The sequence below is a fragment of the Burkholderia sp. Bp8992 genome, from assembly GCF_003853705.1.
In the GTDB taxonomy this organism is placed as follows: Bacteria; Pseudomonadota; Gammaproteobacteria; order Burkholderiales; family Burkholderiaceae; genus Burkholderia.
On record NZ_QTQI01000016.1, the window covers coordinates 111493 to 125441 of the forward strand.

The 13949-nt window shown below is 59.5% G+C and carries 9 protein-coding genes; all 9 read left to right on the forward strand.

The window, feature by feature from the left end:
- The first annotated feature begins 484 nt into the window (after positions 1-484).
- Entirely contained in the window at positions 485-3166 is a 2682-nt protein-coding gene (tssH, locus tag DIE03_RS22985) for a type VI secretion system ATPase TssH (RefSeq protein WP_124454336.1), read from the forward strand.
- A gap of 37 nt (positions 3167-3203) precedes the next feature.
- The gene (tssB, locus tag DIE03_RS22990; protein WP_124454484.1) at positions 3204-3746 is read left to right on the forward strand and encodes a type VI secretion system contractile sheath small subunit; all 543 of its coding nucleotides are present in this window, start codon (positions 3204-3206) and stop codon (positions 3744-3746) included.
- A gap of 27 nt (positions 3747-3773) precedes the next feature.
- Positions 3774-5267, forward strand: coding sequence for a type VI secretion system contractile sheath large subunit (gene tssC / locus DIE03_RS22995; RefSeq protein WP_124454338.1), 1494 nt, complete (start codon positions 3774-3776; stop codon positions 5265-5267).
- Positions 5268-5364: 97 nt separating this feature from the next.
- Positions 5365-5850 (forward strand): Hcp family type VI secretion system effector, encoded by a 486-nt coding sequence (locus DIE03_RS23000; RefSeq protein ID WP_124454340.1) that lies wholly within the window; start codon positions 5365-5367, stop codon positions 5848-5850.
- A gap of 81 nt (positions 5851-5931) precedes the next feature.
- On the forward strand, positions 5932-6435 hold the full coding sequence (tssJ, locus tag DIE03_RS23005) for a type VI secretion system lipoprotein TssJ (protein ID WP_124454342.1): 504 nt from the start codon (positions 5932-5934) through the stop codon (positions 6433-6435).
- Positions 6436-6466: 31 nt separating this feature from the next.
- A complete protein-coding gene (gene tssK / locus DIE03_RS23010) occupies positions 6467-7813 on the forward strand; it encodes a type VI secretion system baseplate subunit TssK (RefSeq protein WP_124454344.1) in 1347 nt (448 codons plus the stop codon).
- Between the two features lie 186 nt (positions 7814-7999).
- Entirely contained in the window at positions 8000-10537 is a 2538-nt protein-coding gene (locus tag DIE03_RS23015; RefSeq protein WP_124454346.1) for a type VI secretion system Vgr family protein, read from the forward strand.
- Positions 10538-10544: 7 nt separating this feature from the next.
- Positions 10545-11396, forward strand: a complete 852-nt coding sequence (locus tag DIE03_RS23020) for a DUF4123 domain-containing protein (protein ID WP_124454348.1) — start codon at positions 10545-10547, stop codon at positions 11394-11396.
- Complete coding sequence (locus DIE03_RS23025) at positions 11393-13948, forward strand: T6SS effector BTH_I2691 family protein (protein ID WP_124454350.1); 2556 nt, start codon at positions 11393-11395, stop codon at positions 13946-13948. The genes DIE03_RS23020 and DIE03_RS23025 overlap by 4 nt, the downstream gene beginning before the upstream one ends.
- The last annotated feature ends 1 nt before the right edge of the window (position 13949 follow it).

Genomic DNA, 13949 nt, shown 5'->3' on the forward strand with positions numbered 1-13949 from the left:
TTATTGAAATGAAAATAATGGGTCGAGTGAAATTGGAGATGTATTTTAGAGATAAATGAGGAATGTAAAATAAAGTGATAAATGTGGGCCTAATTATTTTGAGATAAAAGCGCTGATTCGTTGACGGTCTTGAGTCTTTGGGAGAGATGAATTTATCTCAAAATAACAAAGACTTGTGTGAGTGAGTTGAGGGTCGATCGGTCGAGGCTCCAATCGAAGGTTGATCTGATGTTGCGTATATTTGGGCGGTAATTTGTCGAAAGGCGATCGGGTGAATTTCTGAGAGATATTTGCGGTTGAATGCATTGACGTAAGTTGTAACTCATGCTGATAATGCGGCTTCGATTTGATTGGCCGATCGAGTCGAATCGAAGAAAGGACGATGTATCGGTGTTTACGCGGACATCCGGAAGACAGCCTGTATAGCAGTCCTGACAGATCCTGGTGGTGCGTGAAGCCATCGCACCCAACAACAAAGATCAACATGACCATTTCTCGCCAAGCACTATTCGGCAAGCTCGGGGTTCAGCTTTACCGAGGTATCGAGTCGGCGACGAATTTCTGCAAGCTGCGCGGGAATCCGTTCGTCGAGCTCGTCCACTGGCTGTACCAGTTGCTGCAGCAGCCGGACGGCGATCTTCAGCGGATCGTGCGTCACGCCGCGATCGATCGCGATGGGCTCGAACGCGATTTCGCGCGGGCGCTGGCCGCCTTGCCGGCCGGCGCAAGTTCGATCAACGACTTTTCGTGGCATATCGAATCGGCGATCGAGCGGGCCTGGGTGCTCGCAACGCTGGAGTACGGTGACCGACGCGTGCGCGGCGCGTGGCTGATCGCGGCACTCATATCCGTCCCCGAGCTGCGGCGTGTCATGCTTGCGATCTCTCCGGCGTTCGGCAAAATTCCGGTCGATGATTTCGACGACTTGCTGCCAGCCTGGATAGCCGGTTCGCCGGAAGCGGACGACGGTCCGTATGACCATAGCGAATATCTGCCTGCCACGCCTGGTGAGGCATCCGGTGCGATGCCGGTCACGCCGAAGGGCGACACACTTGATCAATATTGCGCGGACCTGACGGCACGTGCTCGCGCCGGCGAGATCGACCCGGTCATCGGTCGCGAATTCGAGATTCGCACGATGATCGATGTGTTGCTACGCCGTCGACAAAACAATCCGTTGGTGACCGGCGAAGCCGGGGTTGGCAAGACGGCCGTGGTGGAGGGGCTCGCGCGTGCGATCGCATCGGGCAACGTGCCGCCAAAGCTCGCGGATGTGCGTTTGCTGAGCCTCGATGTCGGCGCGTTGCTGGCGGGTGCTAGCATGAAGGGGGAATTCGAGGCGCGCCTGAAGGCGTTACTCGAAGCGGCCGCGAAGTCGCCAGCGCCGGTCATCCTGTTCATCGACGAAATCCATACGCTGATTGGCGCGGGCGGCCAGGCCGGCACGGGCGACGCCGCCAACCTCCTGAAGCCGGCGCTCGCGCGCGGCACGCTCCGCACGATTGGTGCGACGACCTGGATCGAATACAAGCGGCATATCGAGAAAGACCCGGCATTGACGCGACGCTTTCAGGTCCTCCAAGTCGCGGAGCCGTCCGAGTCTGCGGCCGTCGATATGGTGCGGGGACTCGTGCAAACGTTTTCTGAGCATCACGGCATAGTGGTGCGCGACGAGGCGATTCGAGGTGCGGTGACGTTGTCTCACCGGTACATCCCGTCGCGCCAGTTGCCGGACAAGGCGATCAGCTTGCTCGATACCGCTTGCGCACGTGTGGCGCTGTCTCAGCATGCCACGCCGCGAGAACTCGACGACGTGCGTCAACGGCTGGCGGCCGCTCGCGCGGAAGAGGCGCTACTCGCGCAGGAGGCACGGATCGGACTAGACGTGGACAAGGCGCGGGACAGTGTGCGCGAACGCATCGCCGCGCTTGCAGCGGACGAAGCAGCCGTCGAGGTGCGCTGGCGTGAACAAGCGGCTGCTGCGCAGGCATTGCTTGCTGCACGTGAAACGATGAGCGGCGACATGGCGCATGCTCCGGTGTCGGTCGATCAGCTTCGCGAGCTCGAACAGGCGTTGCTGGCGCTGCAAGGCGATGCGCCGCTCGTGTTTCCGGAGGTTGATGCGGCGATCGTCGCGGAAATCGTATCCGACTGGACGGGCATCCCAGCAGGTCGCATGGTCACGGACGAAGTCGAGGCGGTGCGTCGATTGTCTGAAACGCTGGAGGCACGCGTGGTCGGCCAGACGGACGCGCTGCGCCTGATCGGCGAACGCGTGCAGACCGCACGGGCCGGCCTGGCCGATCCGAAAAAGCCGCTCGGCGTGTTCCTGCTCGCCGGCCCGTCGGGCGTCGGCAAGACCGAAACCGCGCTGGCGCTGGCCGAGGCGCTGTACGGTGGGGAACAAAACCTGATCACGATCAACATGAGCGAATATCAGGAAGCGCACACCGTTTCGGGGCTGAAAGGGGCGCCGCCCGGCTACGTCGGATACGGCGAGGGCGGTGTGCTGACCGAAGCGGTGCGTCGTCGCCCGTATTCGGTTGTCCTGCTCGACGAAGTCGAAAAGGCCCACGGCGACGTACACGAAATGTTCTTCCAGGTATTCGACAAGGGCTACATGGAAGACGGCGATGGCCGCCATATCGATTTCCGCAATACGACGATCCTGCTGACGAGCAATGTCGGCGCCGATCTGAGCGCGAGCCTGTGTGCCGATCCTGCGCTCGCACCGGACCTCGACGGCTTGCGGCAGGCGCTCGTTCCGGAGCTGCTGAAAACTTTCCCGGCGGCCTTCGTCGGTCGCGTGACGGTGGTGCCTTACCGGCCGCTGGCGGATGACGCGCTTGCGCGCATCGTTCGCTTACACCTCGGTCGAGTTGTGAAACGCATGGCCGATACGCACGATATCGCACTCACGTTCGACGATGCGGTGGTCGGCTACATCGTCGGTCGCTGTCTCGTTCAGGAAACCGGTGCGCGCGTCCTGATCAGTTTCATCGAACAACACATCCTGCCGCGCCTGTCGGCGCTCTGGCTCGATACCTTCGCGTCGAAAGGTGCTCTCGCTCGCATCGCTATCGGTATTGCCGAATCGGCCGCCGACCCCGCGCGGGCACTGACCTTCGATGCGACGCCATCTCGCCTGGACGAATCGCTTGGCTAAGCACCGTCCACTTCCCACTGTTCAGGAGAACCTGTCCATGTCCGCTTCCAGCAGTTCGCAGAAATTCATTGCGCGCAATCGTGCGCCGCGCGTGCAGATCGAGTACGACGTCGAGGTTTACGGCTCGGAGAAGAAAGTCGAGCTGCCTTTCGTCATGGGCGTGCTGGCCGACTTGTCGGGCAAACATCCGGTCGAGCCGCTTCCGGCAGTGTCCGATCGGCGCTTCCTCGAAATCGATATAGACAATTTCGACGAGCGGATGAAGGCCATCCGACCGCGCGTCGCGTTTGCCGTGCCGAATACGCTGACGGGTGACGGCCAGATGATGGTCGACATGACTTTCGAGAGCATGGAGGACTTTTCCCCGGCTGCCATCGCGCGCAAGGTCGACCCGCTCCGCCAGTTGCTGGAGGCTCGCACACAGCTGGCGAACCTGCAGACCTACATGGACGGCAAGTCGGGCGCCGAAGCGCTCGTTACGCAGCTGCTGCAGGACCCGGCGCTCCTGAATTCGCTGGCCGCTGCGCCGAAGCCCGTGCATCACGAATCGGGCGACCTCGACCAGAACGAAGCCAACTGACCGACGAACCGATCGAGGATGACCACCATGGCGAAGCAACACGCACAGGCCGCGCAAGCACAGACGGCCACTCAATCCGACTTCACGCAACTGCTGGAAAAGGAGTTTCGTCCGAAGACCGACCAAGCGCGCGAAGCGGTCGAATCCGCGGTCCAGACGCTCGCCGAGCAGGCGCTTGCGCAAACTGCGACCATCAGCGACGACGCGTACAAGAGCATCGCGGCGATCATTGCGCAGATCGACCACAAGTTGTCCGAGCAGATCAACCTGATCCTGCACCACGACGACTACCAGGCACTGGAATCGGCATGGCGCGGCTTGAATCATCTCGTTTCGAATACGGAAACCGATGAACATCTCAAGATCCGTGTCCTGGACGTGTCGAAGATCGAGCTGCACCGCACGATGCGCCGCTACAAGGGGCTGGCATGGGATCAAAGTCCGCTCTTCAAGCAGATCTATGAGCAGGAGTACGGCCAGCTCGGCGGCGAGCCGTACGGCTGCATGGTGGCCGACTACTATTTCGACCATACGCCGCCTGACGTCGATCTGCTGGGTTCGATTGCAAAGGTCGCCGCGGCATCTCACACGCCGTTCATCACGGGGGCTGGTCCGTCGGTGCTTCAGATGGAGTCGTGGCAAGAGCTTGCGAACCCGCGCGATCTGACGAAGATCTTCACGCAGAACCTCGAATATGCGGCGTGGAATTCGCTGCGCAATACCGAAGATGCCCGTTATGTCGGGCTGACGATGCCGCGCTTCCTCGCACGGCTGCCGTATGGCGCGAAGACCAATCCGGTCGATGAATTCGATTTCGAAGAGGACACCAACGGCTCGGATCACAGCCGCTACGGCTGGGCGAACGCGGCATATGCGATGGGCGTCAACATCAACCGCTCGTTCAAGCAGTATGGCTGGTGCTCGCTGATCCGCGGCGTCGAGTCGGGCGGCACGGTCGAGAGCCTGCCCTGCCATACGTTCCCGACCGACGACGGCGGCGTCGACATGAAATGCCCGACCGAGATCGCGATCTCGGATCGCCGCGAGGCCGAATTGTCGAAGAACGGCTTCATTCCGCTCGTGCATCGCAAGAACACCGATCACGCGACTTTCATCGGCGCGCAATCGTTGCAGAAGCCGGCCGAGTACCACGACCCGGACGCGACCGCCAACGCGAACCTGTCGGCTCGCCTGCCGTACCTGTTTGCCTGCTCGCGTTTCGCGCATTACCTGAAGTGCATCGTGCGCGACAAGATCGGCGCGTTCAAGGAGCGCGAGGACATGCAGCGCTGGCTGAACGAGTGGGTCATGCACTACGTCGATGCAGATCCTGCCAACTCGTCGCAGGACACCAAGGCGCGTCGGCCGCTCGCTGCGGCTGAAGTGCTCGTCGAAGACGTCGAGGGCAACCCTGGCTATTACCAGGCGAAGTTCTTCCTGCGGCCGCATTTCCAGCTCGAAGGGCTGACAGTCTCGCTGCGGCTCGTGACGAAGCTTCCGTCGATCAAGGAAGCGGCGTAACCGGAAAGGTAATCGACCCCATCGGGCCGGACATTCAAGCGCTTCATATTGTGGTGAACGGCCTGTTTCTACTCATGTACGTCAAGGAGTACTACGCATGGCACAGGACATTTTTCTGAAGATCGACGGTATCAACGGCGAATCGCTCGATGACAAGCACAAGGACGAGATCGAAGTGTTGAGCTGGGACTGGGAAATCACCCAGGAATCGTCGATGCATGCCGGCAGCGGTGGCGGCGCGGGCAAGGCGACGGTCAAGGACCTGACGTTCGAACACAACATCGATCGCGCGAGCCCCAACCTGATGAAGTACGCGCTGACCGGCAAGCATATCGACCAGGCGACGCTCGTGATGCGCAAGGCCGGCGGCAACCCGCTCGAGTACCTGAAGGTCACGATGAGCGACGTGATCGTCACGCGCGTGAAGCCGTCCGGCAGCAAGAGCGACGCCGAGAAAAGCCGCGAGACGGTGGCGTTGTCGTTCGCGAAGGTGAAGCAGGAGTACGTCGTACAGAACGCGCAAGGCGGTAGCGGTGGTGCGGTGACGGCCGGCTTCGACATCAAGGGCAACAAGGAAGCGTAAGCCGGTTGGGCGTTGCGCGTGCGCACGGGTGTCTCGGTGCACGCGCAACGTCCTTCTGTTGCATTCCAAGGCGAGATTTGCATGCGTTCGATTCTGATTGCCACCACGCTTGCGAGCGTCGCGATGCTTGCGGCTTGTGCGAGCGGCGAACCGAAGCCCAAGGAGCCGATTCGGCTTGACCTGACGGTCACCGCGCGACCGGACGTCAATCCGGACGACCGCGGCCGGGCCGCACCGATCGTCGTTCGCATCTATGAGTTGAAGAATGACAACGCCTTCAACGCGGCCGACTTTTTCACGCTGCAGACCCGGGAAAAGACGCTATTGGGCGATGACGTCGTGAAGCGTGACGAACTGCAGCTGCGTCCCGGCGATCGCAAGACCCTCGTTCGGCGACCAGACCCTGCGACGGTCGCCATCGGCGTGATTGCGGCCTATCGCGATTTGCCGAATGCGGTGTGGCGCACGGCTTACACGATGCCGACCGCACCCGACAAGGCGTGGTACCGCTTGTTCACGCCGAAGCTGAAATTGACTGTCGATCTTGAGGCGAAGGCCGTCAAGGTCGAGGAAGCGAAGAAATGAAACACGTCGCGCAACAAACCGGACGGTATGTATGAGTTGGTATGCAAAGGTCGCCTGGCAGGAAGGGTTGTTTTTCCGTCCGCAACTGTTCCAGCAGCAGGATCGCTACTTCGAGAAGTACGCGCATATGCGTGCGGCCCCGCTGTCGCCGTTCTTTTTCGGCTTCGCGAGCTATGCGCTCGACCGGGAGTCGCTGGCGCTCGGGAAGGTGATCGTCAAATCGGCCGCCGGCGTGTTCGCCGACGGCACGCCGTTCGATGCGCCGGGCAATACACCTCTGCCGCCACCGCTGACGATCCGGCCCGAGCACCTCGATCAGGTGATCTATCTCGCGGTGCCGGTCCGGTTACCGAACTGCGAAGAAACGACGTTCCAGAACAGCACGGATTCGCTGGCGCGCTATTTGGTGTTCGATACGGAGCTACGCGATACGAATTCGATCGGCCTTGCCCCGGAGTCCGTGCAACTGTCGAATCTGCGCTTGCGCCTGATGCCGGAAAAGGAGTTGGGCGATGCGTGGATCGGTCTCGCACTCACGCGTGTCAAGACGATCCGTGCGGACGGCAGCATCGAGCTCGACGATACGCTGGTGCCACCTGTATCGGGTTACGGTGCGAGCGACCTGCTCGCAAGCTGGGTGACGAAGATCCACGATCTCGCGCACCTGCGTGCGAATGCGCTCGCAGCACGGCTCGCCGGCACCGACGAGACGACGGCGAGTGCGGCGACGGTTACGGACTATCTGCTGTTGCAGATTTTGAATCGCTATGAACCGTTGCTGCAGCACATGTTGCGGGTGCCGGCTGTGTCGCCGGCCGACGTGTATGCATTGCTGATCAGCATGGCGGGCGAACTGTCGACGCATCTGCGCACGGATACCCGTCGGCCGCTCGACACGCATCCGCCGTATCAGCACACGACGCCGCATCTGTGTCTGAAGCCGGTTGTCGACGATACGCATCGGTTGCTGAATGCCGTGCTGGTGCGTAGCGCGCAGAGTATCGCATTCGAAGACCGTGGGCACGGGATGCGCAACGCGGTGGTCGATCCGGTCGATATGCAGGGCTTTACCGCGCTGGTGCTGGCCGTTCATGCGGCGATGCCGCCTGATCTGCTGAAGCAGCAGTTTCTGGCGCAAGCGAAGGTGGGGCCGTCGGACAAGCTGCCGAGCCTTGTGCGCAGTCACTTGCCGGGCATCGGTTTGGAGGCGCTGCCGGTGCCGCCGCGGCAGATTCCATTCAATGCGGGCTACATCTATTACGAGCTGACGCAAGGCGGGCCGCTTTGGGAGGAAGTCGTGCGGCATGGGGGCATCGCGCTGCATGTGGCGGGTGAGTTCCCGTCGTTGAGGTTGGAGCTGTGGGGCGTGCGCGCGTAAGCGCGACTGAGTTAAGCGAGGATATATGTTCAAGAAGGCTGTGGTGGCGATCACGCATCTAATTTTTCTGATGATGTTGTCGGGTTGTTTTCACGTTAATGGTTGGAAATAAGGAATGCTATCCGTCATACGTCGAATAAATAACGGACGGATCAATGATCCGAGCGATTTAACGGAGATGTCGGAATGGCTTTGTTTGACGCATCACGGACACTGACGATTTCCGGCGCGGCCCTGCCGATGTACGGTGATCGTCCGATCCTCACGCCGGTGAAGCTTACGGGCGGCGAAACACTCGGCGAGTTGTTCGAGTACACGGTCGAGCTGAAAACGCCGGACGAACTCGGGTTCTCGCAGAGCATTGCCGCGAATATCGATCTCGACAAGCTGATCGGCACCGAGCTGACCGTCTCGATTCAGCTCGAAGGCGTGGGGCATTTCATTCGTGGCCTCGCCGGCAAGGCCGGAATGGCGAACATCGGCGCAGGCACGCGCGAGATCACCGGCATCGTCACCAACGCATCCATCCTGCGAGAAGATGGTCGATCGATCGTATACGCGGTCACGCTTCGACCGTGGTTCTGGCTGGCGACGAAGAACTGCGATTGCCGCATCTTCCAGGACATGTCGGTGATCGAGATCACGGATGCAGTGCTCGCGGCCTATCTGTTCCCTGTCGATAAGCGACTGACGCCGCCGCGTCCGAACAAGACCTGGCCCAAGCGGGACATCCAGCGCCAGCACTACGAAAGCGACTGGACGTTCCTGCAGCGGTTGTGGGAGGAGTGGGGCATCTTCTATTTCTTCGAGCATGACGAGGGGAAGCACCGTCTCGTGCTGTGCGATTCGATCGCTGCGCTCAAGCCGCATGGCAATGCCTATTCGACGATTCGCTACCAGGCTCCCAATAGCCGGCGTATTGACGAGGAGCATATTCACGCGCTGTCGGTCTCGAATGCGTTGACGGCCGGCGCGGTGACCAGTGTCGATTATGACTACAACCGGCCGCGCGCTGACCTGACGGTTGGACGAGAAGACCCGCGCAATACGGGGCTCGCCAATCAGGAACATTACGTGTGGGGCGATTATGCGCAGCCGCAGGCCGGCACGGGTGGTTTGTCAGGTGCACCGAGCGAACCGCGGACCGAGGCCGAATACCTGACACTCGTCCAGATGCAGGCGTATCGCTGTCAGGGGCTCAAGGCTTCCGGGCAGGGCAACCTGCGCGGGCTTGTTACTGGCCAGACCTTTGTGCTTTCGCACTATCCGCAGAGCGCTGCCAACTGCGAATACGCGGTTATCACCGCGAGGCTCACGATCGAGGAGGTCGGCGAGGCGTCGGGTTCCGGCCAGCGATACCACTGCGAAGCAGACTTTGTGTTGCAGCCGACCCATGAGCCGTTCCGGCTGCCGCGCTCGATCGCGAAGCCACGTATTACCGGAGTTGAATACGCGATTGTGACGTGTCCGGAGAGTCAGGAAATCTGGACTGACGCGTACGGTCGGGTGAAGGTGCAGTTTCTGTGGGATCGGCTCGGCGACAACGATGAACGTTCGAGTTGCTGGGTACGCGTCGCCGGGGCGTGGCGTGGCGATCAGTTCGGCGCAATCTTCCTGCCGCGCCGGGGCCATGAGGTCGAGGTTGCATTCGCGAATGGCGATCCGGATTTGCCGATCATCGTCGGCAGCGCGGTGAATGCGTTCAATATGCCGCCATTCGGCTTACCGGAGAACCAGGCGCTCGCCGGTTTTCGCAGCAAGGAGATCGGCGCTCGGCGGGCGAATACGCTGGCGTTCGATGATACGCACGGGAAGATTCAGGCACATCTCTCAAGCGATGAAGGCAGTTCTCAACTGAATCTGGGTTACATCACGCGTATCGCTGGAAATGCGGGGCGGCAAGAGGAACGCGGTCGTGGCTTCGAACTCGCGACCGGTTTGTGGGGGGTGGTCCGTTCGGCATTGGGAATGTTGGTTACCACCGAGGCACGGCCGGATGCGGAAGGGCACGTCAAAGGGATGGGTGAAACAGTTCGACGGCTGATGGAAGCACGTGACACGCACGAACGACTGGCCCAACTGGCTCAGCAGAACCATGTGCAGGAGGTAAATAGTGATCAGAGTGAGGTCACAACCGCGTTGAATGCACAGAATGATGCACTCCGGGGCGGAGCCGAATCTGGCGGTGACCCGTTTCCAGAGTTTGCCGAGCCGCATCTGACGCTTGCTAGTCCAGCTGGCATTCAAACCACAACACCGGGTAGCACGCATGTCGCGAGCGGCGAGCATCTTGCGCTGACGACGGGTGAGCATCTTGGCATTGCCACCGGACGCTCGCTGTTTGCAACCATCAAAGAAAAATTGCGGATTTTCGTCTACGACGCCGGAATCAAGCTGATTGCGGGGGCAGGTTCAATTGACATCGAATCGCTCAAGGACACCATCAACTTGATGGCAAAAATCCGGATCAGGCAGACCGCGACGAAGATCGAAATCTGGGCCGAAGAGGAATTATCGCTGCGTGGCGGGAAGAGTTTCATCACGCTCAATAACTCGGGCATTACCAACGGCACGCCCGGGCAGTGGCAATCCTACGCCGCAATTCACGAAATGCCCGGGCCTCGAAGTGCATCTGAGGCTGTACCGGCCGCCGAACTCAAGGTTTGCGAAATGAGCATGGTCAAGGCAGCAGTCCAGCATGCGGCGATTGTGCCGCTCTCCTGAGGGACACATGCAAAGTCGCACACTTGCCGATGCAATGTCCGCCAGTACACATCTGCTGGCCGATCGCCTCCTCATCCGGGACTGGAGGGATGATTTGCCTTGGCACGACATCGTGCCCGACTGGCTTGCAAATGAACGTCATTTGCTCCCGGTAGTACTTCACCTCGATCACCTTGACGATATCCAGCGTGAAGAGATTACGCAGTCTCTGGAGGTTGACTCCTCCGGAATTGCATCAGCGATGTTGATTTGCAGCGACTTGAGCGTCGAGGCGCAAGCTCGTCGGTTGGCGGCGCGGGTCGCCATCACGCTGGAGGATGATTCGCGCGTTCTGCTGCGCTTTGCAGACGCCGCCGTATTCATTCATCTGCTGTGGGTATTGCCGCTTCCGCACCTCGCTGCGCTCTGTGACGGTATAAGCCGCTGGTGGGTGTCTTTCCACGGCTTATGGCATGAACTCGAGTTCACTAGCCGGCCAGAGGTCGCATGGAGCAAGCTCGACGAGGCTCGGTCGATTGCTTTGACTAACGTCGGACTCGTCAACGGCACACTCGCGACCATGCCCGAGGCCACTGAGATGAAGCAAATGTGGCGCTTTAGTCAGGAGGTCAATCAATGGTTGTGTACCGCGCAGAGTGAGTTTGGCCTTACGGACGCGTCTGATTGCATGGCCTTTGCGCGACACGGCTGCCTCCTTGGTCGGAGTTTCACCAACCATCCGAAGTTGGTACCTCACCTTCGAGTTGCTGCCGCGACACCGGGGGCCTATGCCCAGGCGACTGAGTCGTTTCCTGAAAATGAGTGGAGCAACGTAATCGCGGACATTGAACGGATTGATCGAGAACGGGAGGTATCGTGACCAACGCAAACTCTTCTTTAACTGCACTGGCCAAGGCGAAGGCGACTGCGCTCGGCGATTGCGAGTTTTGTGAGAAAAAGGGGTTAGCGATCCTCCCGGTTCGGGCAGCAATCATGCACCCGGATTCAGGTGGGCCGACGCTGCCGGCCGACCTTCAGCCTGCTGACGGCGATGGGGGTAAGAAGATTCCCTTGAGAGGGGCCGCCGCCTATACAGGTCGGACATTGCGCAATGGCTTTCTGTACGTGTACGACGAACGAGGGATGTGGGAGAAGTACTGGATCACCCCACTCGGATATCTGATGAAGGTACCGGTTGGTGTGCCATTGAACGGTGCTTACGTGGAGGGCAGGGAGCCATGCAACAAAACGGGGCACCGGGAAATTGCGGCTTGCATTACCGTAAAAAAACCAAAGAGCGCAGGAAGGATATGGGTCGGCTATTCCGTCGCCGAATGGACGCCACGAGTGCTTCAACTCAATCAGGACGAGGCGTATCGAAGCCGCCATATGCGCGTATTCGATGTGAAGAAGTGGATGGAAAGTCGCAAGGCGCCTCACGCACGAGCGTTGGACAACGTAGCGTCGATCGTGGCGGAGTATTCGCCGAAGGTGAAGGTTGAAACGTTCGCATTCTCGCCCTATGGGTTCAATTCCTGGGCGTCGACTACCGACGGATTGTTACACGCCGCCGCGTCATTGGGACCGCAACCCGGGGCCATGCTGATTATTGACGACCCGGCTGGGATCGCCGCGGAAATCGGCGCCAGAACCGTCGAGCTTCACGAAGGATTCATGGCCGTTGCCGACCGCTCCCGAAAACTAAGCGTCTCTACCGCGATTCTGAGCCTGCAGGCTGCGGTCGCTGATCGTGCGGAGATGAATGAGATCGTCGCAGGCGACGAGCTGGAGCAAGACGGACATTACGTTCCCGATGGGCTCGGGCGGATGACCTACGTAGCTAATCCTCCGAAGCTTCCTGCGACCACCGCCGCGGACTTGGGTAATGCCTCGTCGAAATCCTGGACGAAATATGCACGGGACTACGACGAACCTGCGCGGGCGCAATGGCAAAACGAGTTCAATCAGGAATATGGTCGGTTCAGCGACCAGACATTGCATCCGTTGGCGGTGTCTCATGTCCAGTGGATGGCAAGCAACCAGATGCGGAACCATCTGGACTGCACGCACGATAGCGCCTCCGCGGAAGTCGGGCTTGTCTATGCTCGTGTTCTCACCGCATGTATCCAAGGCACGGAACAATTCAAGCCTTGCGCACGGTTATACGAACGCTGGTTGAGCGGCGTGATCTCCGATGACAAGAATCTTGTGCTTCGCGGCGTTGTCCTGAATCTCGAGAGCAACAAGAAGATATTTTCGGAAAGCCTCAAGCCGGATGTCACGTGGAAGACGGTCGGCTGGGACAGCCTGATGCTGGCGTTCAACAACTCCATTGACGGCGTGGCCAAGCAGGCTCCCGAAGTGATCGGGAAGTTACTGGCTTCGCTCGGCGGATCGATCACCCAAGCATTGCAAAGCTCAGTAGACGGGCCGGTCCGACATGCCCTCGTTGCGTGCGGCGTTGTCAGCGGCCGGCCGGTCGTGCGGGTCGAGTTGACCGGCCCGTATAAAGCATACCGGGCGTCGCTCATTCGCCAACTCCTGAAATCCTCCGGCATCAAGAAAGCGAGTGAAAACGCGATCCAGCGAGAGGTGTCGCTCGCGTTGCGCCGCCTTCAGATTCGAGGAGAGCCGATGAGCACGGTTGTCCAGTCGAAATTTCTTGTGATGATCGACGAAGAGACGATCAAAGGCATGCCGAAAGGGTTGAGCAAGAGTGAACAGGCCAAATGGCTTGCGAACTCGCTTCGTTCCGCAGAGGAGATCGAGCGGTTGAATCTATCGGCATGGCGGGAGCGGATCAATGTGTCGCAAAGGGTTGCAACGGCAGGCAAGGCAATACCGTTTCTCGGCAACGTGCTGGCGGGGCTGTTTCAGTGGGCTGCCTATCAAAAGGTATCGATGGATCTGGTGAACTCGATGAAGGGCGACAGGCTGGAGAGTCAGTTCAGGTTGGGAAGTGCAGTGATTGCGTTGGGTTCCACGGCGGCAGACACCATAGCCAGAGCTGCTGGCAATTTGGCCGAGACGACTTTGTTGAAGGGGCGGGCGGCGGCGTTGGGGGTGGTTGGGAAGATATTTGGATACTTATCAAAGTCACTTGGAATTTTTGCCGCTGGAATTAACGCATTTTGGGACGGGAAAAATGCCGTTGAGGCCATTCAACAAAGAAATTATCCGTTGGGTTTGGCGTTGAGCGTGTCCGCAGTCTCTGGTCTTATTGTGGCATTCATGTTAGCCGCTGAATCTGTAATTGGAGTGATTGTCGCAACTTTGTTTTTCATTGGTGCCGGCGTGAGCACTACATTTCTGCAGGATGACAAGATGGAAAAGTGGTTGAAGCGTTGCTACTGGGGCACACTGGATGCGAAGGATCGCTATAAGAATTCTGAAGAGGAATTGGGCGAACTAACGACGGTAGCCGGGGCTTGAT